24 protein-coding genes are annotated in these 24,153 nt (G+C 65.1%); 5 read left to right on the top strand and 19 right to left on the bottom strand.

All coding sequences use genetic code 11. From position 1 onward, the window contains the following. The coding region (locus AC1D1S_RS04175; protein ID WP_476993795.1) for a fumarylacetoacetate hydrolase family protein at positions 1 to 979 on the top strand (979 nt) is incomplete at its 5' end. A gap of 1 nt (position 980) precedes the next feature. Continuing rightward, a complete protein-coding gene (locus tag AC1D1S_RS04170; RefSeq protein ID WP_476993794.1) occupies positions 981 to 1,757 on the top strand; it encodes an SDR family NAD(P)-dependent oxidoreductase in 777 nt (258 codons plus the stop codon). Between the two features lie 18 nt (positions 1,758 to 1,775). On the opposite strand, the gene AC1D1S_RS04165 is transcribed toward AC1D1S_RS04170, so the two are convergent. From AC1D1S_RS04165 to AC1D1S_RS04140, 6 genes are all read right to left on the bottom strand, one after another. Further along, positions 1,776 to 2,558: an SDR family NAD(P)-dependent oxidoreductase gene (locus AC1D1S_RS04165; RefSeq protein ID WP_476993793.1), complete on the bottom strand. Its 783-nt coding sequence runs from the start codon at positions 2,556 to 2,558 to the stop codon at positions 1,776 to 1,778. A 72-nt stretch (positions 2,559 to 2,630) separates the two neighbouring features. Further along, a complete protein-coding gene (locus AC1D1S_RS04160) occupies positions 2,631 to 3,593 on the bottom strand; it encodes a LysR family transcriptional regulator (protein WP_243180843.1) in 963 nt (320 codons plus the stop codon). A 75-nt stretch (positions 3,594 to 3,668) separates the two neighbouring features. Beyond that, on the bottom strand, positions 3,669 to 5,246 hold the full coding sequence (locus tag AC1D1S_RS04155) for a GMC oxidoreductase (protein ID WP_243180841.1): 1,578 nt from the start codon (positions 5,244 to 5,246) through the stop codon (positions 3,669 to 3,671). A 16-nt stretch (positions 5,247 to 5,262) separates the two neighbouring features. Beyond that, complete coding sequence (locus AC1D1S_RS04150) at positions 5,263 to 6,759, bottom strand: MFS transporter (protein WP_476993792.1); 1,497 nt, start codon at positions 6,757 to 6,759, stop codon at positions 5,263 to 5,265. Positions 6,760 to 6,930: 171 nt separating this feature from the next. After that, entirely contained in the window at positions 6,931 to 7,728 is a 798-nt protein-coding gene (locus tag AC1D1S_RS04145) for a hypothetical protein (RefSeq protein WP_476993791.1), read from the bottom strand. Then, positions 7,725 to 8,765, bottom strand: coding sequence for a Gfo/Idh/MocA family protein (locus AC1D1S_RS04140; RefSeq protein WP_476993790.1), 1,041 nt, complete (start codon positions 8,763 to 8,765; stop codon positions 7,725 to 7,727). Before AC1D1S_RS04140 ends, AC1D1S_RS04145 begins: the two co-directional genes overlap by 4 nt. A 105-nt stretch (positions 8,766 to 8,870) precedes the next feature. Here AC1D1S_RS04140 and AC1D1S_RS04135 point away from each other — a divergent pair, with 105 nt between their 5' ends. After that, complete coding sequence (locus tag AC1D1S_RS04135; RefSeq protein ID WP_476993789.1) at positions 8,871 to 10,133, top strand: ROK family protein; 1,263 nt, start codon at positions 8,871 to 8,873, stop codon at positions 10,131 to 10,133. A 29-nt stretch (positions 10,134 to 10,162) separates the two neighbouring features. On the opposite strand, the gene AC1D1S_RS04130 is transcribed toward AC1D1S_RS04135, so the two are convergent. After that, positions 10,163 to 10,579, bottom strand: a complete 417-nt coding sequence (locus tag AC1D1S_RS04130) for a C-glycoside deglycosidase beta subunit domain-containing protein (protein WP_476993788.1) — start codon at positions 10,577 to 10,579, stop codon at positions 10,163 to 10,165. 68 nt (positions 10,580 to 10,647) lie between these two features. Between AC1D1S_RS04130 and AC1D1S_RS04125 the strand changes: the two genes are divergently transcribed. Further along, the gene (locus tag AC1D1S_RS04125) at positions 10,648 to 11,691 is read left to right on the top strand and encodes a restriction endonuclease subunit R (RefSeq protein ID WP_476993787.1); all 1,044 of its coding nucleotides are present in this window, start codon (positions 10,648 to 10,650) and stop codon (positions 11,689 to 11,691) included. Between the two features lie 73 nt (positions 11,692 to 11,764). Here the strand turns inward: AC1D1S_RS04125 and AC1D1S_RS04120 are convergent, their stop codons facing one another. The 12 genes from AC1D1S_RS04120 to AC1D1S_RS04065 all read right to left on the bottom strand — a co-directional run bounded on the left by AC1D1S_RS04120 (position 11,765) and on the right by AC1D1S_RS04065 (position 22,949). After that, positions 11,765 to 12,769, bottom strand: coding sequence for a sugar phosphate isomerase/epimerase family protein (locus tag AC1D1S_RS04120; RefSeq protein WP_028275812.1), 1,005 nt, complete (start codon positions 12,767 to 12,769; stop codon positions 11,765 to 11,767). A 13-nt stretch (positions 12,770 to 12,782) separates the two neighbouring features. After that, the gene (locus AC1D1S_RS04115; protein WP_476993786.1) at positions 12,783 to 14,006 is read right to left on the bottom strand and encodes a Gfo/Idh/MocA family protein; all 1,224 of its coding nucleotides are present in this window, start codon (positions 14,004 to 14,006) and stop codon (positions 12,783 to 12,785) included. Continuing rightward, positions 14,003 to 14,401 (bottom strand): C-glycoside deglycosidase beta subunit domain-containing protein, encoded by a 399-nt coding sequence (locus AC1D1S_RS04110; RefSeq protein WP_028275814.1) that lies wholly within the window; start codon positions 14,399 to 14,401, stop codon positions 14,003 to 14,005. The genes AC1D1S_RS04115 and AC1D1S_RS04110 overlap by 4 nt, the downstream gene beginning before the upstream one ends. Before the next feature lie 8 nt (positions 14,402 to 14,409). Further along, the gene (locus tag AC1D1S_RS04105; RefSeq protein WP_243180790.1) at positions 14,410 to 15,474 is read right to left on the bottom strand and encodes a sugar phosphate isomerase/epimerase family protein; all 1,065 of its coding nucleotides are present in this window, start codon (positions 15,472 to 15,474) and stop codon (positions 14,410 to 14,412) included. 20 nt (positions 15,475 to 15,494) lie between these two features. Then, positions 15,495 to 16,598, bottom strand: a complete 1,104-nt coding sequence (locus AC1D1S_RS04100; protein WP_476993785.1) for a sugar phosphate isomerase/epimerase family protein — start codon at positions 16,596 to 16,598, stop codon at positions 15,495 to 15,497. After that, the gene (locus AC1D1S_RS04095; protein WP_028275817.1) at positions 16,595 to 16,990 is read right to left on the bottom strand and encodes a C-glycoside deglycosidase beta subunit domain-containing protein; all 396 of its coding nucleotides are present in this window, start codon (positions 16,988 to 16,990) and stop codon (positions 16,595 to 16,597) included. Before AC1D1S_RS04095 ends, AC1D1S_RS04100 begins: the two co-directional genes overlap by 4 nt. A 73-nt stretch (positions 16,991 to 17,063) precedes the next feature. Continuing rightward, complete coding sequence (locus AC1D1S_RS04090; protein WP_476993784.1) at positions 17,064 to 18,623, bottom strand: GMC oxidoreductase; 1,560 nt, start codon at positions 18,621 to 18,623, stop codon at positions 17,064 to 17,066. Further along, positions 18,620 to 19,396 carry a TIM barrel protein gene (locus AC1D1S_RS04085; RefSeq protein ID WP_476946678.1) on the bottom strand — a complete coding sequence of 259 codons (777 nt, stop codon included), beginning with the start codon at positions 19,394 to 19,396 and terminating at the stop codon, positions 18,620 to 18,622. The genes AC1D1S_RS04090 and AC1D1S_RS04085 overlap by 4 nt, the downstream gene beginning before the upstream one ends. A gap of 31 nt (positions 19,397 to 19,427) precedes the next feature. After that, positions 19,428 to 19,799 (bottom strand): nuclear transport factor 2 family protein, encoded by a 372-nt coding sequence (locus AC1D1S_RS04080; protein ID WP_476993783.1) that lies wholly within the window; start codon positions 19,797 to 19,799, stop codon positions 19,428 to 19,430. A gap of 6 nt (positions 19,800 to 19,805) precedes the next feature. After that, a complete protein-coding gene (locus tag AC1D1S_RS04075; RefSeq protein ID WP_243180782.1) occupies positions 19,806 to 20,642 on the bottom strand; it encodes a carbohydrate ABC transporter permease in 837 nt (278 codons plus the stop codon). 3 nt (positions 20,643 to 20,645) lie between these two features. Next, the gene (locus AC1D1S_RS04070) at positions 20,646 to 21,605 is read right to left on the bottom strand and encodes a carbohydrate ABC transporter permease (protein ID WP_439954124.1); all 960 of its coding nucleotides are present in this window, start codon (positions 21,603 to 21,605) and stop codon (positions 20,646 to 20,648) included. Between the two features lie 54 nt (positions 21,606 to 21,659). Continuing rightward, complete coding sequence (locus AC1D1S_RS04065) at positions 21,660 to 22,949, bottom strand: ABC transporter substrate-binding protein (protein ID WP_028275822.1); 1,290 nt, start codon at positions 22,947 to 22,949, stop codon at positions 21,660 to 21,662. A gap of 228 nt (positions 22,950 to 23,177) precedes the next feature. Here AC1D1S_RS04065 and AC1D1S_RS04060 point away from each other — a divergent pair, with 228 nt between their 5' ends. Continuing rightward, positions 23,178 to 24,122, top strand: coding sequence for a LysR family transcriptional regulator (locus AC1D1S_RS04060; protein WP_243180778.1), 945 nt, complete (start codon positions 23,178 to 23,180; stop codon positions 24,120 to 24,122). Positions 24,123 to 24,153 lie beyond the last annotated feature (31 nt).

Below are 24,153 nucleotides of genomic sequence, written 5' to 3'. Positions count from 1 at the left end.
GAACCACGACGGCGGGACGCAGTCCGGCTTCGTCGACGGCGGTAACTGCTACGCCCTGCCCGCAGGCCAGAGTGTCCAGACCCTTTTGGATGCCGGGCTCGAAGAGACGCTGGGTTTGGCCCGGCGGATCATCGGGTCTGGCCCGGCCGTTCCGTTGGTGGACGTGCAGCTGCTCGCCCCACTGGCGCCCGCCACCATCCGGGATTTTGTCGCGTTCGAGGAACACGTCGAAGGCGTACGGAAGAGCATCGACGGCGTGGCCGGCGTGGTGCCCGAATGGTACGAGGCGCCCACCTTTTACTTCACCAACCCGCATACGGTGACCGGCACCGGTGAGGTGATTGGTATTCCGGCGGGCTGCGAGGACCTGGACTTCGAGACCGAGGTAGCCGCCGTCGTCGGGCGCGTCCCCGGAAGCGACGGTCGGAACCTTACTGCAGCGGAGGCGCACCGGCACATCCTCGGCTACACCGTCCTCAACGACTGGTCGGCGCGGGACCTGCAGCGCCGGGAGATGAAGGTCAGTCTCGGCCCGTGCAAGGGAAAGGATTTCGCCAATACCCTGGGGCCCTGGATTGTCACCGCGGATGAGTTCGAGGACCTGCACGACGCCGAGGGGTTCCTGCCGATCTCCATGGCCGTGGAAGTCAACGGGAAAGCCATCGGGCAGGACCTGCTGTCCAATATGGGCTGGCCGTTCGCCGAGCTCGTCGCCTACGCCTCGCAAGACTCCGTGGTCCGGCCCGGCGATGTGCTGGGCTCCGGCACCTGCGGCAGCGGTTGCCTCGCGGAGCTCTGGGGACGGAACGGCGCGAAGACTCCCCCGCCGCTGAAGACGGGAGACGTGGTCCGCATGACGGTGGAAGGCATCGGGACAATCGTGAATACGGTTGGTGAACGCCGCAACGCGGGGACCCGCGTGCGTGCCCGGCAGCGTCCGCGCAACCGGGTGGCCTCTACGGTTCCTTCCGGGACGTAGGGTGGTCTCCCTTCAGCTCGATGGCCGGACCGTGGTGGTCACCGGCGCTGGCCAGGGCCAGGGCGCTGCCGAGGCTCGCATGCTGGTGGAGGCCGGGGCCCGCGTCATTGCCACAGACCTCGCAGTGGACATGCCAGCCGGGCTGGCCGCCGTGTCATCGTCTTCGGCCGGTGCGCTGGTGTACCGCCAACTGGACGTCTGCGATGCCTCCGGCTGGTCCGATCTCGCGCACTGGATTCAGACCAAGGGGTGGCAGGTGGACGGGTTGGTCAACAATGCAGGCATCACCCAGCGGAGCCGGTTGCTGGATGCCTCCGTGGCTGACCTGCAGCGCGTCTATGAAGTCAATGTCGCCGGAAGCCTGCTGGGGATCCAGGCCCTCGCACCGCTGATGGGCAGTGCCGCATCCATCGTCAATGTCGGTTCCGTCGCAGGCCTCACCGCGCACTATCCCGTGGCCTACACCGCCAGCAAGTGGGCACTGCGGGGCCTTTCCCAGGTGGCCGCCATGGAACTCGGCCCCCGGGGGATAAGGGTTAATACTGTCCATCCGGGCTTCATCGAAACGCCCATGACAGCGAGCGCTAAGCCCGAATTCAGGCAGGCGACCATGGCCGAGACCCCGCTGGGGCGCACTGGAAGCGTGGAGGAAGTGGCCGGCGTCGTGCTGTTCCTCCTCAGCCCGCTCTCGTCCTTCGTGACCGGTGCCGAGATCCCGGTGGACGGCGGCCAGTCGGGCCACGGCGGAGCGAAGTCTGTCTCCGACGCCATGCGCTGACGCGGTGCACGATTTCAACTAGCCCGGCAGCACGGCCGACCAGCCGCCGTCGACCATCAGGTTGGCGCCCGTCACGTATGACGCTTCGTCGGAGGCCAGGAACAGCGCGCATTTGGCCACTTCTTCCGGCGTGCCGATCCGGCCCAGCGGGATGCTGCCGGCGATGGACCGCATGGGGTGGTCGGCGGCCAGGAGGTTGCCCTCGGTGGCGGCGGTGCGGATCATTCCGGGGCTGACAGTATTGACGCGGAGTCCATGCGGAGCCCCTTCGGCCGCGAGCTGCCTGGTCATGGCCACCACGGCCCCTTTCGTGGCGGTGTGGGCCAGCCGGCCGTTGGTCATGGAACCGGTAACTCCTGCCGTGGATCCCACCAGCACGATGGCGGCGTCCCGCACCTGGATCAGTTGTGGCCAGAAGTATTTGACCGGCAGGAACACCACGTCCATCTCGTGTTCGACATTCCACTTCCAGTCGGCAAACGTGAGCTGCTCCACCGGGGCGAAGCGGGTGACCGCCGCGTTGGCATACAGGATGTGCACCTGGCCGTGGTTTGCGGCTACGTCCTGCGCCCATGCCGCCACAGCGGCCTCGTCCGTGAGGTCGACCCGGCTGCTGCTCATCCGCCCCCCGGCTGCGGTGACCTGGCGGACGGTGGCCGCGGCGCCGTCGTCGTCCATGTCACAGCCCACCACCACGGCGCCCGCCTCGGCGAAGGCGAGCGCCGCCGCCCTGCCTTGGCCGCTGGCCGTTCCGGTGATGACGGCGGTTTTGCCGGCCAGGCGCTGGCGGGAGACAGGCATGGGGGATCCCTTTCGAAGTGCGTTTCTTCGACTTTCGCAGGGATGGTCCGGATGGGGAACGGCGCTTTGGTTCTAGGTGGTATCTGCCGCGTGGATAGTTACCGGGTGGGCGGTGATGGGGAAAAGTTCGTGCAGCCGCGAACAGGCCCGCTGGACCACGGAACGCAGCCAGACGCTGGCAGGGTCCTCCGCCTGGGACGGGTGCCAGTACATCGCTTCCACGAGGGACGCTTCAGCGTCTTCGGAGAACGCCAGCACAACGATATCCGCGCCGCGCTGGGCCCGTGCTGCCAGCATCCCGGGGACGAGCGCCACGAGGTCTGTCCCTTCCACCAGGAGCGGCAGGGACAGGAACCCGGCTACCACAGCCGCCACGCGGCGCTGAATACCTCGCGATTCGAACAGCTTGTCCGCCGGGGTGCTGATCCCCTCACCGAAATAGCCGACGGCGTGGGGAACAGTGGCCAGGTCCTCCACAGTGAGCCGGGGCTGTTGGAGCAGGGGATTTCCGGTGTCAGCCACAGCAACAAAGCTGTCCCGGAACAGCTGCTTGCTGGCTCCCTGCATCTGGTACCCCGTGGGCCCGACGAGCAGGTCGATTTTTGAGTAGTCGGCCATCTGGCCCTGGATCCCGGACTTGGCTGTGGGAACGAAATCCACCGACACTCCGGGGGCCTCCTCGCGCAGGATCCCCCGTAGCGGCCCCACGATCAGGGCCGCCGCGTAGTCCGAGGCGGCGATAATGAACTCCCGCTCGCTCGTGGCGGCGTCGAAGCCGGACCGCACGCGCGTGGCCCGCTGGATGTGAAGCATGGCTTCATCAACCAGCGGGACCAGGGACTGTGCGAACGGCGTGAGGTCATAGGTGCGCCCGTTCCGCACCAGGAGTTCGTCGTCGAAATGGCGCCGGAGCCTGGCCATTGCGGCGCTGGTGGCCGGCTGGCTGAGCTGGAGCCTCTCGGCTGCCCGGGAGATGTTGCGCAGTTCCAACAGGACCTGCAGCTGGGGCAGCAGGTTGAGGTCCAGGTTCTTCATACCCACAGGTTATCCGTGCCTCGACGTCAGCCCAGCCACAGCTGGCGGGCGTCTGCGCCCCTATGAACAGTTGACCTAGGCACTCTGCGAACTAAGCTCCTCAGCAACCTTCCGGGCGCCGCGGACAGCGATGGCCACGCTCATCAGCGTGGGATTCATGGCCGTTGCCGTCGGAATGAGCGCATTTCCGCCCACCACCAGGTTGTTGTAGCCCCACACGCGTGACCACGGATCCGCCACCGAGGTGCCGTCGTCGGTTTCACCCATGCGCATGGTGCCCTGGTAGTGCAGGCTCGAGCCGTTCGGCATGAGCCTGGGCTCGGCCACGAAGGCGCCAAGGGCCTTGCCGGCACGCCGCAGCCGCTCGGTTGCCTCGGCGATTTCCGCGTTTTCCCGTTCTGTGAGCGCGTACTCGATTCTCATGTTGGGGAATCCCCGGTAGTCCGGCTCATTGTCGTCGAACGTGACGGCATCCTCGTAGCGCGGGTGCTTGCGCATGCCGTAGCCCATGTTGACGTAGCCCCAGCGGTTCTCGGAGTAGGGGGTTCCCGGCTCCATCGGGAACGGCGTGGTCTCGGTGTACATCACCTGGACGGAGAAGGGGTGTTCCGGCTCTGAGAACGGGATGCGGTTGACCGCCGCGACGGGGTCTGCCGGGTTCAGTGCGCGCCGGGCCAGCTCGGCCTTAAGGTCCTCTTCGGTGGCGTACCGCCCCATCCTTTCGGCGTCCAGCGCCACCGTGGAGATGACCACGGGATGCTCGGTCAGGTAGTGGCCGAGGGCCTGCGGCCGCACACCGGATGCCCAGAGGAGCTGCGGGGAGCGGAAGGCATCGGCGGCCACCACCACGATGTCCGCTGCCACGAATGACTTCTCCCCGGTGCGGAGGTCCTCGACGGTGACACCGGTGACCCGGTGTCCGTCCAGTTCCACGCGGCGGACCAGGGTGAGGTCACGGAGTTCGAACTGCTTCGAGAGCGGGCTGTCCTTGTCGACGAGCGGGCCGAGGACGACGTCGGCCCCCGCCCAGCGCACGGAGCCGTCGGGCTGCGGGTCCCCGGCAACCGGAAGGGTGCCCACGCCGTACCCATCCGGCAGCTCCGCGCCGAACTCTTCATCGAGGAGGGTCCGAATGGCCTCACCAACGGCGGAGTCGGCAAACGCTGCGCTGTGGACGTGCAGCAGCTGCTTCGCGTCCTCAATCAGCCCGTCCCATTCGTCGTCCGCTATGAAGGGGATTTTTTCACTGAAGGCGGGCGACGGCGTCGCGCAGGTCCAGTGCGCACCCTGGCCGCCGATGTTGGTGGCCGCAGCCGCCGCGGGAAAACTCGAGGCGTGGGCGGAGCCCGCGCCGCCGAAGTCGAGAAGGTGGGTGCCCTGGCGGGCGGTGAACATTCCCTCGGTGACTGTGGCTGCCGGGATGCCGAGCGACTCACGGTAGGCGCCGGCCTGCGGCCCCTGCGACATTTCGCGGGCACGAGCCTTTTCGCCAGGGTCGGCGATGTTGCGGACGCTTGCGCCGGGAACCTCCGTCACCTGCGGGCCGGCTTCGAACATCACCACCCGCGCGTTCGGGACCTGCTCGAGGAGCACCCGCGCATAGGTGGAGCCGATTGGCCCGCTGCCGACGATGGCGATGGTTGGGTTGGACATGATGTCTCCTTTGAAATCAGGCCGAAAGGGATTCGGAAGTTGTTTGGGGGGCGGGAACGGGTTCGTCGGAGAGGCGCCCGTGCGGAAGCAGGACCGCCGCGACTATTCCCACTGCGTACGTGGCCGCCAAGGCAATAAAGATGGGGGTGAAGACTGAGGCGTAGATCTGAGCCACGCTGGCCTGTACTGCCGGGGCGGCCCCTTTGACCAGTTGCGGGGTCAGGGTGGAAGCGTCCAGGCCCGCCGGCAAAAGGGCCGCCACGCCGAAGCCGATCACCCCGCCGATAATCGCCGTCGCCACTGTTGACCCCACCTGCCGCACCAGGTTGATCGTCGCGGTGATGGTGCCGGTCTGGCTGGCCGGAGCAGCTCCCTGGACCACAGTGACGATCAGGCTCATGAACGCGCCGGTGCCCATCCCAACAACGGCCATAACGATCATGGGAACCCACAGCGGAAGCCCGGCGGGCAGCACCGCCATCACAAATAGTCCGGCGGCCCCCAATGATGTTCCCAGGATGGGGAAGATCCGGTACCGCCCCGTCCTGCTGGCCAGCCATCCGGTGAGCAGGTTGCTGGTCAGCATGCCGAACACGGTTGCGATGGGCACGAGCCCGGACACGGTGGCGGTGGTCTGGTACGCCATTTGGACGTACGTCGGCAAATAGGCGGTGATGGAGAAGAGGCCGACGCCGATAATCGCCGAGAGTGCGGTGCCTGCCGCGATGGTCCGGTTGGCGAAGAAATGCAGGGGGACGATGGGTTCGGGTGCGTGGCGCTCAACAAAGTAGAAGGCAACGAAGCCCAGCATGCTGACCGCGAGCGCGGCAGCGGTGGCGGGGCCCGCGCTGCGTTCTGCGGCCCAGGTGGCGGCGAGGACAAGGGCCACCAGTGCAGCGGTAAATACAGCCGCCCCGGCAACATCGAAGTGGCGGGGCATGGGGCCGGGCTCCAGGTGGGGAACGGCAACCAGGGCAAGGGCCAGGGCTGCAGCGCCCACCGGGATGTTGATCCAGAAAACCCACTGCCAGCCCCAGTAATCGGTGATGGCGCCGCCGAGAACGGGGCCAACCAGGACCGCGATGGGGAAAGCTGCGCCAATGATGGCCATGTAGCGCGGACGTTCCCGCTGCGAGGTGACCCTGGCGATGATGGTCTGCGACATCAGCTGCAGGCCCGCGGAGCTCATCCCCTGCAGGACGCGCGCGGCGATAAGCCATGCCATGTCCTGCGAAAAGCCGCAGGCCAGGGAGGCCGCCAGGAACATTACTAGCGAACTGAGGAAGATCCGGCGGGCTCCCAGGACATCGCCTAGTTTGCCGAGCACCGGCAGCAGCACTGTGCTCGCGAGGGTGTATCCCACAACAACCCAGCTCATGAGCTTCAGCGCGCCCAGCTCACCCGCAACCGTGGCCAGGGATGTGGACACCACGGTGTGGTCCAGGGCCCCGAGGAACGAAACCGTGAGCAGGGAGATAACAAGGAGACGGAGTCTCAAAGGTGTAAGTGGCATAGTGATCTACCCGAACGATCGGGCCGTCGACGCGACGTGTTGTGCCTCCGGCGCACCATCACGACGGAGAACGGGTTCGGAAGGAACCCCGGCGCCGTTACTCATGCTACCTCACTTTAGTTTGAAAGCAACAAAAGAATGCGTGAATTAGACACCTGTGGCGGCCATCCCTTATGTAGCAAGCACGGCGCGCGTGAGGGACATGTCCTCGAGCAGCTCATCCAGGTCCGTTCCGGGCTGACCCGAAGACTGCGCCTCGATGGCCCGGCGCAGCGCCAGACGGGCTGATGATTCATAGCGCTCCGGAGCCCTTAGTGTCCCGTCCTCGGTGGACGTCTCCAGCCGCGTCAGCCCGGCCTGCTGGTCCACGGTGACTTCGGTTCGCACCTCGCCGAGGGCCAGCACCTGGAGCAGGTCGTCGGCGTGAAGGCCCGCTGCCGCCGTCGCCCCCAGGGTGACGGGTATTGCCCCGCCCGCGGATCCCCCTGAATCCAGCAGAGCAATCCTGGCGTGCGCCGTCGCACTGCACACCTGGAGCGTCAACGGGCCCCGGACCAGTGACCGCGCCCAGCCCAAGCCGTCGCGGATTACCGCTTCAAGACCTGTCGCGGGGGCGGCGCACTCAACGGTGACGATCCGGGCCGGCCTGCCTCGTCCTGCCCGGACCGCGTCGGCAACCACATCCGGGCGCAGCCGGGGACGCTCAACGATGACCGGGATGTCACCGGGCCATGGGTAGGCTCCGAGTCCTTTCTGCGGGAGCGCAGCAGGGTCCGCAATCACCACCGCTGCCGCTCCCCTGGCCCGGGCGTCCAGCATGCCCTGCCACCAATCGCCGGATCCAGGCACCACAGCCACCGCCCCACTGACGTCTCTGGTGAGTGCAGCACTGACGGCAAGCTCGGCGACAGCCGCGAGATAGGAAGGCAACACGGTGAAGATGCCGATCCCTGGACTTGCTGAACTCATTGCGGCACCCCTTCAAGAACCTTCGCTGCGGCAGCATCGGCCAGGTCGATTGCAAAGTGCGAGTCAGCCAGCAGTTCGTCGTACTCGACTGGGACCCCGCCTTCAAGGAGTGAGGCAAGCAGGCGCCACTGCGCCATATAGCCGTCTTCCGGATCCCGCCTGTACTCCGTCCACTGCCCGTCCGTGCTTCGCACTCGGGTGGCCGCGCTTCCGGCATGGACAAAGGCGGGCGGGAAATTCACCTCGATGCGGTCGTGGGAGGTGGCGATATTCATCCTCCAGAGGGCATCCGGTCCTTCCGGAAGCATGGTAAGCGCCAACTGGACCAGGATTCCGCCGGCCCGATACCCCACAAGGTAGCCGACTGGCGGGGCGACCCTGGCGTAGACAACCTCGTCGATGCCTGGCGCGATGTCCCTCACGGCCGGAAGATCATGGATCGCGAGCCCGGTCAGCAGCTGCCGCAGGACGCCGGCCGCAACCGCGGGACTGTCGAGGTCCAGGCGTTCCCGCCGGGCGGCCTGGAAAGGGCCGCCCTCGGCGACCAGCCGGTGGTACCTGTCATTCGGCGGAAGCGCCAGCGTCACGGAGATCGCCTGCACCCGGCCCGCGAGGGCAACGAGATGATGCCTGGCCCGCCCCCACGCGGCGTCAAACAGGTGGTTCGTCCCCACCAGAAGGACCGTTCCCGCGAGCCGGCAGGCAGAGATGACTTCGTCGGCTTCTTCCCTGCTGGTGGCCAATGGCTTCTCGCAAAAGATGGCAGGCTTCCCCGCGGCTACAGCCGCCAGGATTTGGCGGGCATGTTCAGCGGGCGGGCTGCAGATGGCCACCAGGTGGACTGCCGGGTCCGCAAGCAGGTCCGCCTCCCCCACTGACCACCGGGCACCAAGCCTTCCGGCCAGGCCCTGGGCGCGCCCACTTCCCGCATCGGCAATGTGCACCACCTTGAACAGGTCCGCCAGGCGCCCCAGCACCGGCAGATGCAGGGCCGCGACGCCCGGCCCGGCCCCAAGAACTCCTATATTCCAAGGCATCGTCGCCTCCCTCTTTTGTCCATATTATTCATAAGTACGGAAATATCCGGCTATAGTCGCGTTCAACCCCACCTTAGTTCCCTCTTATGTGTGAGAATTGTGATCATGACGACAGAGTCCACACTCCGCTTTGGAGCACAAACGGATGAAGTGACGAGCCTGCTGAGGATCGTCAACCTGGTGCGAACGGGCGAGGCAACAACGCGCCCTGAAATCGGCAAGGTCACCGGGCTGGGCAGGGGCGTTGTCAGCCAGCGTGTGGACCAGGCCATTGAGATCGGCTTTCTCGGGGATGGAGAATTCGGCGCCTCCTCCGGTGGCCGCGCGCCCCGGACCCTTCGCTTCCGCGCGGAGCAGGGAAGGATCGTCATATGTGCCCTCGGAGCCGCTCATATAAGGGTTGGCGTCACTGCCCTTGACGGCGACATCCTGGAACACACGCACCGCACCTGGGATATCGCCCAGGGCCCCGAGAAGACCATTGACGCCGTGATGGCCCTCGTTGACGACGTGCTGAAAAAGGATCACCAAGTGCCCGTCTGGGGCGTAGTGGTGGGCCTCCCCGGCCCGGTTGACTTCGCCACGGGACAACCGGTGGCACCTCCGATCATGCCCGGGTGGAATGGATTCGATGTCCGCACGCCCTTCGAGGACCGCTTCAAGGCACCGGTGTGGGTGGATAACGACGTCAACCTGCTGGCCCTTGGTGAGCGCGCCCGGCGTCGCGAATCCCTTGCGAACCTCATCTATTGCAAGATCGGTTCGGGAATCGGTGCCGGCCTGCTGTCCCAGGGCAGGATCCACCGCGGTGCCAACGGCGCGGCCGGCGACATCGGCCATGTCCGGGTTTCCGACTCCCATGCCCAATGCCGCTGCGGCAAGATCGGCTGTCTCGAAGCGGTGGCCAGCGGTTGGGCCCTGGTCAGGGACGCGGAAGAGGCTGTCAAGGAAGGAACCCGGAGCTCCCTGGCCCCGCTGGCAAAAAAGGGGACACTGACCCTCGAGGAGATCACCCTCGCGGCCCAGGCCGGGGACCCGCTGGCCATCACACTGATTCAAAAGTCGGCCCGGGTAGCGGGTGAGACCATTGCAGCCCTGGTGAATATGTTCAACCCCGGAATCATCGTCATCGGCGGGGCCATGGGATCGGCCGGCGAAGTATTCCTGGCCGAAGTGCGCCAGCGGGTCTACGAACTGTCCCTGCCGCTCGCCACCCGCGACCTCACCATCACCTTGTCCGTCAACGATGAGCGCGAACCCCTGCGAGGAGGAGCCGAGCTGGCGCGCGAGCAGCTGTTCGATGTCACCTTCCCGCGCTGGTTTGCTGACGGCAGGCCCTCACCGGAACGGCACGCTGTCCCCGCATAGGGTCCACTGCGCGGCCTGGGCATAGCCGCTCAGGCCACATCGCGGGAGACGCTGGGCACCGGTTCCCGGTCAAGCTCCAGCCGGGCCTCCAGATGGAACGGCAGGACCAGCGGAGAACCGGGACGCGCCTGAAGGTAGGGCACCAGCAGCTGGAAGTCGACGGCGATGGCGTGCACCCCGCGGGAAAGCTCGCGCCGGCCGGCCAGGACCACCCTGTCCTGCACGAACCACCACCCGGGCTCCGCCTGCAATGCGTCCGCCCGCACGCGCCGGGCCCCCAGCACCACCGTCAACTCCCCTGGCGCCACCGGGATGCCGTCGACCTCAACTGCGAGCTCAGCCACGCTGGAAAGGGGCATTGAGCGGATCCATGAAAGGCCGAGCCGGAGTTCAAAGCCTTCCGGCGTGGCCGTCAGCGCATCTTCGCGCAAAGCGGTTTGCAACATGGCTTCCATCCTTTATCCTAAAAGTGACATAAGTTTGTCATTAACAAGCATAAATGGGAAGGCATCACATGGCCCCCGCACTTCCTCACAACTGGACCCTCTGCGCCAGCTCGTTCAACTGGACTCCGGAGATCACGGCAGCCCGGCGGACAGCCACTGACGTTGTGATTGGCATCGCGGATTCCGTGGCGAAGACAATAGAACTCGAACCTGGGCTGCTGTGGCGGTCCTTCCCCGCTCCGCAGGACGCCGAGGTAGACGAACTGCGGGATTCGCTGGCGGCAAGAGGGGGCCGCGTCAGCATCGTTGGCGCCAGCCTCGACGACTTCACGTCCCCAACCGACCGCCGCTCGTTGCAGGAGCGCTTGGACTTCCTGGTCCCCCAGCTCAGCGCCGCTAGCCGAGTGGGTGCCCGCGGGATCCGGTTACCGATCGGACAGGCGGGAACGGAACTGCTCACGCTGCTGCAGCCGCTGCTGCATGAACTCGATCTGGTGCTGTACGAAGAAATCCAAGGGCAGCAGACTCCAAACAACCCTTCTGTGGCACCAGCACTGGATGCGATAGCCGGGCTGGCAGACGAGCACGTGCGGGTACTCGTCGACATCAGCATGCTCATGCCGGCCCTTCCCGTCACCTACCTTCATGAGTTGCGACAGGGCGGCGTTCCTTCCGATCTTCTGGCGCGCCTGGAGAATGACTGGCGCGATCCCGCCACCCTCGATGCCGTCATCGCCCTGCTCCGCGCAGGGAAGGTTCCGCCGCGCATCCACACCCTCTTCATGAACCTGCTCATCCGCTTCGGCCGCAGCGACGCCGCAGACCTGCAGGGCATCCTCCCCCTGGTGGGCGCCTTCCATCTGAAGTTCTGGGATCTGGACGACGACGGCGGCCGGGTTTCCCAGCCGCTGCATGACCTCGGCAGCCTGCTGCGCGGGACCGGCTTCACGGGCACGCTGACCAGCGAATGGGGCGGCCACGAGTGGCTGCAGGACGACCCAACGGAGATGACGCGGAGTCACCTGGCCCTGGCGGGGGCAGCCCTCGCGGAGCCAGCAGTGGTGGAGTCGGCAGCGGTGGAGCCGGCACCAGCGGCCCGGGCGGCCCTCTGACCGCATACAAGAAGCCCATGGCATACAAACAAGTGAGGCCGGCCCCGCGGGGCCGGCCTCACTTGTTTGCGAATTACTTCGTGCTGAATGCGGCGTCGAAAGCTGCGGCGGAGGGTTCATAGCCGGAGAGCCGGCGCACGAAAGCCAGCGCCTCGGGGGCGCCATCCAGCCGGTCCATTCCGGCGTCCTCCCACTCCACGGACAGCGGCCCGCGGTAGTCGATGGCGTTCAGCATCCGGAACGCATCCTCCCACGGCACGTCGCCGTGGCCGGTGGAGATGAAGTCCCAACCGCGGCGCGGATCAGCCCAGGGCAAATGGGAGGAGAGCCGGCCGTTGCGCCCGTTGGACAGGCGTTTCTTCGTGTCCTTGCAGTGCACATGGTAGATCCGGTCCTTGAAGTCCCACAGGAACCCCACAGGGTCGATGTCCTGCCACACCATGTGGCTCGGGTCCCAGTTCAGGCCAAAGGCCTCGCGGTGCCCGATCGCCTCGAGGGCGCGCTGCGTTGTCCAATAGTCGTAAGCGATCTCTGATGGGTGCACCTCATGGGCGAACCGGACGCCCACCTCGTCAAAGACATCGAGGATGGGATTCCACCGGTCGGCAAAGTCCTGGTAGCCGGCGTCGACCATCTTTTCGGAGGCGGGCGGGAACATCGCCACGTACTTCCAGATGGACGATCCCGTAAAGCCGGTCACCGTTTTCACGCCCAGCTTTGCGGCGAGCCGTGCAGTGTTCTTCAGTTCCTCGGCGGCACGACGGCGGACCCCTTCAGGATCGCCGTCGCCCCATACGACGTCCGGCAGGATGCCGCGGTGCCGTTCGTCGATCGGGTCGTCGCAGACGGCCTGGCCCTTGAGGTGGTTGGAGATGGTCCACACTTTGAGGCCGTGGCGTTCAAGAATGTCCAGCTTGCCCTGCACATAGGCGTCGTCGTCCCAGCGCCAGGGATCCAGGTGGTCACCCCAGCAGGCGATCTCCAGCCCGTCGTAGCCCCATTCGCCGGCGAGCCGGGCCACCTCCTCGAACGGCAGGTCGGCCCACTGGCCGGTGAACAAGGTAATTGGTCGTGCCACGTGCTTCCCCTCCTCAACTGGCCGGCACGGGAACGCCGGCAGCGACCCGTGTCCAGGCGGAATCATTTTCGGAACTGCGCTCGACAGCGTCGAGCACCCGCTGCACCCTCAGCCCGTCGGCGAACGACGAATGCGGGGCGGAGCCGCCCACGATGCCCTCCACGAGGTCCTTGACCTGGTGGGAGAACCCGTGCTCGTAACCGAGCATGTGGCCTGCCGGCCACCACGCCGAAACGTAGGGATGCTCCGCTTCCGTGACCAGGACCTTCCGGAAGCCCTGGCGGTCCGCAGGTGCCGTGCGGTCGTAGAACTGGACGCTGTTGAGGTCCTCGAGGTCGAAGGCCAGGGCGCCCTTGTCCCCGGAAACCTCAATCTGGAGCGCGTTCTTCCGGCCGGTGGCAAACCGGGTGGCCTCGAACGACGCCAGCGCGCCGGATTCGAAGCGGCCCGTGAAGATGGCGATATCGTCCACCGTCACCTGGCCGGAGCCGACGCCGGAGCCGACACCGGCAGCGCCGGAAAGCCCGGTATCGGAAGGTCCGGAGCCTGAAGTGGAGCCCTTCAAAAGAGGCCGCTCCTTCACGATGGTGTCGATAACGCCGGACACCTTCTCCAGGTTCAGGCCGGTGACGAACTGGGCCAGGTCGATGGCGTGGGCGCCGATGTCCCCCAGGGCCCCCGAGCCGGCGTGTTCCTTCTGCAGGCGCCAGGCCAGCGGCATCTCCGGGTCCACCAGCCAGTCCTGCCGGTACGAGGCACGCACCTGGTTGATCGTGCCGACGGCGCCTTCGGCGATGAGGTTGCGGAGGAAGGTGACGGCCGGAACGCGGCGGTAGGTGAAACCGACCATTGCCTGGATGCTCCGGGCAGCCGCCCGTTCGGCAGCTTCGGCCATCGCTTCGGCTTCCGCCACCGTGTTGGCGAGTGGTTTTTCGCACAAAACGTGCTTCCCGGCATCCAGCGCGGCGATCGCGATTTCGGCGTGGGAGTCGCCCGGCGTGACGATATCGACGACGTCGATATCGTCACGGGCGATCACGTCCCGCCAGTCTGTTGCTGACTCGGCCCAGCCCCACTTGCTGGCAGCGGCGGCGACCGCTTCAGCGTTACGGCCGACAATAACCGCCATTTCCGGCTCGGCAGGCAGGTCGAATACCCGCGGCGCCGTCCGCCAGCCTTGGGAGTGGGCAGCACCCATGAAGCCATAACCGATCATGGCCACGCGCAAGGTTTTCATGCGAGCACCACCGTCCGGTCAACCGCGACGCGGTTGCCCACGTAACGCATCGGCGCAATCTGCATATACAGCAGGCGCAGGGTGAGGATGACCTCGACGTCGATCTCCTCGCCGGCGTCGGGGACGCGGTCCAGCGGGATGATCACGTCGGGCTTGTCTGCGACGAACCACAGGGTTTCCCATTGCTCCGGGAGTTCAGCTATGGAGTAGGACTTGTCCTGCAGTTCGAAGCGGAGAGACTCCTTGGGAATCTCCACGCCGTTGACCGTTGCAACGACGTCGTCAACGGCGGACAGCCAGAGGCTGCGGTACCAGGGCAGCTGCACCGATACGGCAATCCCCTCGGGGTGCCTGCGGACGTCGGTGTCCTGGAACAGGGAATTGTGAGTTGCCATGGCTTTCCTTACTTAACAGTCTCGACCAGGGTCGCGTGGGAGTCGGATGCATTTGGATCAACGGCCTCTTCGATGGCATGCCGCATCAGCGTGTGCTGCTTCTTGACGAGGTCGATCGGATCGGATTCGCCCAGGTCAGCGAACGCGTGGCCCTCCCACTCGCTGGACAGGTAGCCCTGGTAGCCGCCCTTGACGAACTGGCGCACAATGCGGGGAATGTCCATCGCGGGTTCATTGCCGTGTTCGTCGATGTCGTAGAACTTCGCGTGGACATGGAAGATCTGCGGCATGATATCCAGCCACTCCTCCGGCGGAACCAGTCCATGCATGTTGAATGCCAGCCGGGTGAACGGGCCCAGGCGGGCAGGATCAAAGTTGTTGGCACTGAGGTAGTCCTCGAACTCCTGGTTGCGCTCATGCATGGGCGACGGTTTGCGCCAGATCTCCTGCATGACGGCGAAGTGCTCCTCGGGCAGCCCCATTTGCGTCAACGTGCGGAAGAGGGTCGGGGAAAGGCTGTGCATCGTCGAGCTGAAGTCTGCGGTGAAACCGAGCCGGTCGCTTCCCAGTTCCTCGTACATTTCTCGGATCTGCAGGATCTTGGGATCGTTCGGGCCCTGCGGCGCGTGAATTTCGTAGCCGAGCTTCTGGTCGTACTTCTCGGCCAGGGGAAGCAGCCGGCGGAGCAATTCCTTGCCCGCGGAGCGGATCACCACGCGGTGGAAACCAAGCTTGTTGGCCGTGTGCAGCTGCGCGGCGAAGAAGTCGTACTCCTCATCGGGTGTCATGTCCCGGTCCTTGCGGCGGCCCATGTCCAGGTTGGTGCCCACTGCGCTGGGGGTCAGGCCGTAGCGGTCCATGCTGTCGCGCCACAGGCGGACGAAGTCGTCGTCGACGTCCGGGTAGGTGCGCAGCATCTGGGCGATGTTGAACTCAACCCCCGGGCCGAGGCCTTCATCTGCAACAGCTTTGATCAGCGTCTCAGGGGTGTAGAGCCCGGCGGCGAACTCGGAGGTGAGCGAATAGAGGGTGATGCCAAGCTCGATGCCCGAGCCTGCGATGCCTTCTGACATAATTTCTGGTTCCTTCGTTGTCAGCCGCGGACGGGCTGGGCGAGATGGCTGTTGAGGATGCGGCGGGCTTCTGAAGCGTCGGTGATCATGGCCGAACCGGCGTTGGCGGCCGCTGAGCGCTGGACGGCCTGCTCGCCGCGGATGATGTCGAACGGGTCCTGCCAGTTGTTCCAGTGCCAGCCTTCGTATTCGCTGGAGATTGCGCCGGAGTAGCCGTTCTCAACCAGTTGCCGGACAAGGCTCCGGACCGGCACCGAGGGCTCTTCGCCGGTCTCGTCGATGCCGAAGAACTTGCCGTGCACGTGGCGGACCCAAGGCATGATCTCCAGCCAGGTGTCCAGCGGTGCAGGACCGAAAAGCCCTGTTCCGTTGATGGCGAAGTCAATGCCAAGGTCGGGCCGGCCGTTGCGGGCCGCCAGGCCGATGAAGGCGCCGAAGCGTTCACCGTGAACCTTTTGCGTGTTTGGCGGTCCGTCGGCGTAGAACCCATTCCACAGGTCAACCACCTGTCCGAGAAGTGCCTCCGAAGCCCCACGGCGGCGGTAGGCCTCCAGCAGGGAGGGCGCAAAGCCGGTAACGGTGGCACCCCAGTCCGCGGTGAAGCCGAGCAAGGGGGAATCGAGTTTCTCGTAGCGGTCGCGAAGGGCCAGGACACGTTCGTGGGCGCCGTGCTGGTCCGCGTGGACTTCGAGGGCCAGGGTGACGCCGTACTTCTCGGCCACGGGCAGCAGGCTTTCCATGGCGTCCGGAGTCAGCGATATCTGCACCCGGGCGATCGGGAAGCCGAGCCTGGCGGCTACGTCGATCTGCTTGCGCATGTATTCGACAAGCTCGTCATGGTTCATGAGCCGGTCGCGGCGGATACCGGTGTCAACGTTGACTGCGAGGGAGGTGGGGACCAGGTCAACCTCGGCCACAAGATCACGGAACTGGCCAACGAAGTTGTCATCGATCCGCTCCGGGAAGCCGCGCAGGCTGGAGAATCCGATGACTTCGAGCCCCGGGCCGAAGCCTTCGGCCGCCACTTTGCGGATCAGGCCATCGAGGTCGTACTGCCGGGCGTGGACGGCCCGGGTGAAGCTGTAAAGGGTGACGCCCTGGATCGGCGTGCCGAGGCTGGTCATCGCTGTGCCACCTTCATGGTCTTGGTGTCGTGCTCTTCGATGTGCAGCACGCCGTGGTCGGTGATGATGTAGGGGATGTAGAGCTTCAGGTCCACCCTGACCTCGTGCTCGGTCCGGCTGTCCGGGACGGGAAGGTCGCCCGAAAGGACTGCCGAGTCCAGCGGGAACCACCATTCGCCGGTCTCGTCCACGAGTTCCTCGAAGCTGAAAGTGCGGTTGTTCATGGTCCAGCGCAGTGAGCCCTCGGGGGCGCTGACGCCGTCCACTGTCAATGCAGCTCCAGCGATGCAGGAACCCGGCAGGGCCCGGTACCAGGGGATGCGGACTTCGACGGCGGTACGGCCGTCTTGGGTGATCAGTGTTCCCTGCTCGATTATGCGGTCGGCGATCATCGAGACCTCCTTGTCTGCGGCATGCCTTGCCTGTGATTGAACGAAATAGCAGCGGCATCGCACCACTTATTCATTATTTAGTCAGTCTATTGTCTGATTTAGACATAAGTAAAGAGCTGTTGAGTTCTTCTTTGAGTTTCCGGGCCCCGCGCACTGCGAGCGCCACAGCGGTCAGCGTGGGATTGCATGCCGTGGCGGTGGGAATGACGCCGTTGCCAGCCACGAAGAGGCCGGGGACCTGCCACACCTGGCTGTCGGGCGAACACACGCTCTGGCCGTCGTCCCTTGCGCCCATCCTGGTTGTGCCCTGGTAGTGAAGCGATGCGCCGGGCGGCATGACGAACGGACGCTCGTCGAGCGGCTCACCCACCGCCTTGCCCAGGCGGACAATTTCCTGCTTGGCGCGGTCCAGTACCTCGTGATCCCGCCGCGTGAGGCGGTAGTGGATGCGCATGGCGGGCATCCCGTACGAGTCGCGGACACCGTCGTCGAACGCCACCCGGTCCTCGCGCTGCAGATCCTTGGCGCAGAACAGCCCAAGCCCCACGATAGAGCCCGGGACAACGGGGTCATCGTCGGCCAAGGGAACCGGTGACGCATCCAGTTGCATGATCTGGCCGTGGAAGGGCGCCCCGTCCGTGTAGGGAACCCAGGCAACTCCGCTCTGCTCACTGAGCGCGCCGCTGGCGGCTGCCCGGCCCTGCGGAGCGGTGACATCGCGCAGCCGGCTCGCGAACACTACCTGCGCCTGGTCGTTGAGGTAGCGGCCCAGGGCGTCGGGCCGGATCCCGGAAGCCCACAGCAGCTGCGGCGTGCGCAGGGCATCCGCACCCACCACAACGTAGCGGGCCGCCACCTGATGGGTTTCGCCGCTGCGGCGGTCCTGGACTTCGATGCCGGCAGCAGCGCCATCCTCCAGGAGAACACGCGTTACCAGCGACTCATCATAGAGTTCGAACTGCGGATTTTCCCGGGTCACATCCCCCATCACGACGTCGGAACCTGACCAGACCAGGCCGCCGTCCTCCCGCCGGTGCACAGCAAGAGGCATGGGCTGGACGCGATAGGCGGTGTCACGGCCCGCGTCCACGGCGGCGGCGAGTCGTTCCCGGACGAGGTCAGAGAACGGAGCCCCGTCGAAGGCGCGGGTGGTCACCCCCAGCAGTCGGTCGGCGTCGTCAAGAAGCTCTTCAAGGTCCGGCAGGAACGGAATGCGCTCTTTGCCGCCCGGGCGGGGGCAGGCAGCGGTCCAGTGGGCGGCCATGCCGCCCACGTTGCTGGACATGGCGGCGACGGGCATCCCGTCCTCGCCGGGGAAGGCGTAGCCGTCCTGCAGCAGGTAGGTTCCGGGCCTGGCCCGTCGCTCCCCGCTCTTGACCGCGCCGGGTGAGTTCACCGTGTCGGCACCTGCGCCGGGGCCTTCCGATGCCCGCTGCGCGAGGCTGCGGCGTTCAGGATCCTCAATGTTCTTGACGTGCGCCCCGGGTGGATTGCTGACCGTGGGGCCCACCTCGAACATGGCGATGGTGGCACCAGGGGCTTCCTCGCTGAGGATGCGTGCGTATGCCGATGCCGTGGGGCCGCTGCCGACGATGGCGACGTCGACCGCAACGGGATACCGGTTACCGCTCACCGTCCCGCCACCAGTTCCTGGATGCGCCGGACGGACTTCGCCGAGTCGATCGTCGGGTAGTACTCCAGCCCGATGGGGCCGGCGTAGCCGCTGTTCCCCAGGTCCGTGAGCCGGGCGTGCCAGTCGATGGAACCGGAACCGGGTTCGCCGCGCCCCGGCGCATCTGCGATCTGAACATACTTGATGAGGTCGCCAGCGTTGGCGAGCTCGGCGGCCACGTCCTCGCCCTCGACCGTGGAGTGGTAGAGGTCGTAGAGAACGCCGAAGTATGGCGAGTTGACGCCCTTGGCGACATAGACGGCTTCCGAGGTCCGGTCCAGGAGGGCTCCCGGGTGGTCAACCCTGACGTTGACCGGTTCGAGAACCAGGGTGATGCCGGAACCCTCGATGTGCGCGACGCCTCGGGTGAAGATCTCAATCAGTTCGTCCAGCTGGTCCTGCCGCTTGCGGCCGCCGAATCCGGTACCGCTGCCCACTACCATCCGGGGGCAGCCGAGCTGCTGTGCCACTTCGACGCCGGCGTCCAGCCCGGTGTAGAAAGCATCGTGGTTGCGGGGCGGGATCATGAACTGCATACGCGGTTCCGCCAGTTGGGAGGTGAGCTGGACTTCGGTTTCCTCGAGTGCGTGCTTCAGGGCCGGAATGTCTTTGCCCGTTGGGCCCCACATTTCGACGGCGTCGAAGCCGGCTGCTGCCGCCGCGCGAACCCGGTCAGCAGCACTTTCGCCTGCTTCGGCGAACAAAAGGTCGATATTGGGCGAAAGTTGGAACATGGATATCTCCTAGAGAATTGGGATGGGTGGTCTAAAACATGGGGTGGTCGTGGACCGGGTCCTCGGGAACCGGCTGAAGTACGTCCCAGTGCTCAACAATCCGGCCGTTTTCGAAGCGGTAAATGTCTGCGACGGCGGCGTCGGGACGGCCGGGACCTGAAGCGCGTACATGCACCAACGCCAGGTCACCGTCCACCAGGATGCGCTGAACCTCGAACCGGGAGTCTGGCGATCCGTCAAACTTCGGCGTCAGCATTCTTACTGCCGACTCAGGCCCGTCAGGAATGGCCGGGTTGTGCTGCCGGTAGTCGTCGGCCACAAGGAAGTCGAAGGCTTCACGCACCCGTTTTTGGGTGTAGAAGATGTCCACGAAGCGCTCGAACGCTGCGCGGTTGTCAACCATCGCGGATCAGCCCTTCAGGCCGCCGGAGAAGCCCTGGATGAACCGTTTCTGCGCGAACAGGAACAGCGCCAGGATGGGAATCATGGAGACGATCACTATCGCGAAGATCGAGTTCCACTGGGAGACCAGGGAGCCGATGTAGTAGTACATGGCCACCGGCAGCGTCTGGTTGGCGGAGCCGCCCAGGAAGATCAACGACGTGAAGAAGTCGTTCCACACGATGAGCCCGGCGAAGATGGTGACCGTTCCCGTGGCTGGGGCCATCATGGGGAACACCACCTTGGAGAAAATCTGGGATTTGCTGGCGCCGTCGATGGTGGCCGCTTCTTCGTAGTCCGTGCCGAGGCCGCGGAAGAAGTTTGCGTAGAGGAAGATCGACAACGGCAGGAGCATGCCCGTGTAGAGGATGATCAGGCCCCAAGCGGATCCGGTGAGTCCAAGGGCCCGTGCACCCATGTAGAGAGGGACGGCGCCGAGCTGGCCGGGGAGGATGATGGCGATCAGGAAGAGGTAATACGCGCCCTTGCTCCAGCGTCGGGTGCTGCGGGTGATGACATATCCGGTGATGGAGCCGAGTGCGATCAGCCCCACGATGCTGCCTGCGGTGATGATGGCGCTGTTGACCAGGCCCATCACCACGTTGGAGTTGCCGGTGGCAGTGAGGACGTCGATAAAGTTGCTGAAGTCGGGGTTTGTTGGCGGAGCCAGGGCCGAGGTGGTGAACAACTCGCTGTCCGGCTTCAGGGCAGTTGTCACCAGGAAGTAGAACGGCGCGAGGAACACCAGGGCGAGCGCCCATAGGCCGACTTCGCGGAGCAGGGTGAGTTTGGTGTAGCGGAACATGGCTTAGTCCTCAGGGTTCGAACGCGTCAGCCGCTGCTGGAGAACGGCGAAGATCAGGATGATGGCGGCGAGCACCAGGGCCAGGGCGGCACCGCCCCCGAAGTTCCCGAGCGCAAAGGCCTGCTTGTAAACCAGCGTGGCCAGCGTTTCCGTCGCTCCGGCCGGTCCGCCGCCGGTGAGCGCCATGATGGGATCGAAGACGCGTAGCCCCTGGACGATTCCCAGCGTGGTGGCGATGGCGACGGCGGGGCGGATGGCGGGCAGGGTAACGTTGCGGAACCGCTGCCACAGATTGGCACCGTCAATGGCCGCCGCCTCCTCCACTTCCACGGGGACACCGGCCAGGCCGGCCATAAAAATCACCATGGCAAAGCCGGTGGAAGACCAGACCAGCACCACAAGCACGGTCCAGATGGCCCACTGCGGGTCGGCCAGCCACGGCTTGGCCTGGTCGCCGGCGCCTATTGCCGTAAGGAAGGCATTGAGCGGACCGTCGAAGTCGAAGATGTATTTCCAGATGTAGGCCGTGGCCAGCGGGCTGAGCACCACCGGCATGAAGAAGAGGGTCCGGAGGATGTAGCGCGTCTTGACGACGCGGTTCAGGCCCAGCGCAATAACCAACCCGGCGATGTTGCCCAGGAGAACCGAGCCAAAGGCCAGAAAGAGGGTATTGGAGAGGGCTCCGAGTTTCGTGGGGTCCTTGAAGATGGCCTCAAAGTTTGTCCAGCCCGTGATTTTGAACGAGCCGATGCCCGTCCAGTTGGTAAAGGCGAAGAATCCGCCGATTCCAGTTGCCACGTAGTGGATGGCAAACACCAGGGCGATCCCGGGCAGCGCCCACCACCAGTGTCCGAACTGCATGGGCCCCCGCCGGGGACGGGTGTTCTCACCCGCCCCCGGCGTCCGCTTGCCTCGCCGGGGTGCTTCAGCTGCTTCGCTTTTCGGTTGCATCGTCGCAGTCATTGGTATTCCTTGCTTGTCCCTTTGAGTCGTCGGAACGTTGATGGTCAAGAACTGCTACTGATCCCAGGCCGCGTCCATGGCCTGCAGGACCTGGTCAGGGCTCTTCTGGCCGGTGATGATGCCCTGGACCCCCGTGGCCAGTGCGTCGTAGACGGCGGAATTCGGCCACTGGATGTTGGGCAGGGGGCCGTATTTGCCGTCCTTCATCAGGCCGCCGACGTTCTTATAGGCGCCGCCGTCGAAATCGTACTTGTCGAGTCCGCTGACCGGCAGGGCACCGTCGATTTCTGCGAATGCCTTGGTCTGCTCAGGCTGGGCGGCCCAGTCGAGGAAGGCCTTGGCAGCGTCCTTGTTCTTGGAGGCCGCGTTGATGGAGAAGGCGTAGTTTGCGCTGGCAAATACGTAGCTATTACCTGAGCCCTGTTCCGCCGGGAACGGCCGAACGGCGAACTGGGAGCCCCCAGCGGCGGACTGCAGCTGCTTCCAGCTTGGAGCCGGGATGAAGCCGCTCACGGACGTTCCGCTGGCAAGCCCCTTGGTGATGGCATCGAAGCCGCCGCCGGCAGCACCCTTCTGGAAGCAGCCCGCGTCCTTCAAGGTATTAACTGCTTCGAGGGCTGACTTCCAACCGTCCGAGCCCGCGAAGGTGGCTTCCTTCGCAGCGCGCTTATCGTTCCATTTCGGGTCTTCCGCGTAGACGCGCGAGGCTGCCAGGGACATCGCCATCAGCCCTGTGTTGGGAGGGGCTGATCCGGCAAGGGCAAAGAGGGATTTACCGGAGGACTCCAGAGCCTTGCACTGCTGCTGGAGGGAGGAAAAGTCGGCAGGGAAGCCACCGGCTGCAGTTGCAGCCGTCTCATTACTCACCAAGGCAGAGATCGTAATTTCCGTGGCCTGGCCGTACACCTTGCCGTCGGTTCCAAAGGTGCTGGCGCTTCCCTCGGGGAGCAGTTGCTTCGCGGCATCGTCAAGCGGTTCAAGGAAACCTGCCTGGACGAGCGGCAGGATGCTGCGGCCGGTGCCGGAGCCGGGTGAGGTCACTACGACGTCTGAGGCGTTTCCGGCCTGGAGCTGTGTGCGCAGGGTCTGGTCGTAGGAGTCGTTCGGCTGAGGATTGAAGGTGATTTTCACGTTCGGGTGTGACTTCATGTAATTTTCTGCCAACACCTGGAAGGGGCTCTCGATGGTGTTGGATGTCGCGAAGGACAGTGAAAATTCCTGGGAACCACCCGAAGAGGAGCTGCTGCCGGTGGAGGCCGAGCAACCGGTAAGAATGAGTGCTGCGACGGTGGGGACGGCGAGGGCGCCGACCTTCAGGCCTGAATAGCGACGGTGCTGTGTCATGTCCAGCCTTTCTGACTTCATTGTCCAAAATCCGGGTGTCGTGACCCCGGTCACTCACAAGTATGCAGGAGATGTGCCTAAAAGACACATAAGTCTTTGCTATGACGGACATAAGTTTAACGGGGGTCCGCGGAAGGTCCATCCAGATCCCTGATGGCTTCGCCTACGTTATTGATCCCGCTGATAAACTCCCTTGAAACGGTTCCACTTCCAAAGGATCGCTGCGCCGTGACGAAACATGTCCTGCTTTCCCGTCTCGACCTCAACCTGCTGATCTCGCTGGATGCCCTCATTACCGAGCGAAGCGTTACCAGGGCGGCCGAGCGGCTCCACCTCAGCCAGCCGGCGCTCAGCGCCTCGCTCGCCCGGCTCCGATCCCACTTCGGTGACCCGATCCTGGCCCGCCGCGGCAATGCTTACGAGCTCACCCCCTTCGCCCTCCGGCTCGCGGAGCACACCACCACCGCACTGGAGGCCGCACGCCGCGTCTTCGAAAGCCAGGCCACCTGGGAGCCCACAGAATCCGAGCGCGAGTTCTCCATCTACGGCTCGGATTACGGCTTCACGACCATTGGCCGGGTTGTTTCCGAGCTTGCAGCCGAGCGCGCCCCAGCTGTCCGGTTCCGGTTTATGCTCCACAATCCGATGGTGGTGGAGGATGCAGCCAACCGCCTTCGGTCGGTGGACGGCATGGTGATTCCCCACGGATTCCTCACCGGGCTGCCCTACCTGGACCTGTGGAGGGACGGGTGGGTGGCCGTGGTCTCCACGTCCAATGAAGCCGTCGGCGAGCAAATCACCATGGAAAACATCGCTGAACTTCCCTGGGTGATGACCTATCAGACGCGCTCAGCCTCAACCTCGGCGGAACGGCAGATCCAGCAGCTGGGCGTTGAGCCCCGCGTGGACGTGGTTGTTGAAAGTTTCCAGTCCTTGCCGCACTTTGTGGTTGGGACCAACCGGATCGCGCTCATCCAGGCGGCCCTGGTGCCGTTCGCCCTGCGCGTGGGCGGGATTCGGATCCTGCCGCTGCCCTTCGATGCCACGCCGCTGGTTAATGCCTTGTGGTGGCACCCCGTGCACAACCGCGACTCCGAGCATGAGTGGATGCGGGGCCTCTTCAAAGAGGCTGCCGACATCGTGGCAGCCGCCGCAACCAAGGAAGCCCCTTAAACGCCTCGATGCCCGGCCGGCTCAACGGACG

This window comes from Arthrobacter sp. P1_A5, from assembly GCF_056406825.1.
Note: the sequence above shows the minus strand (reverse complement) of the source record. Positions and strands in the feature narration are given on the sequence as shown.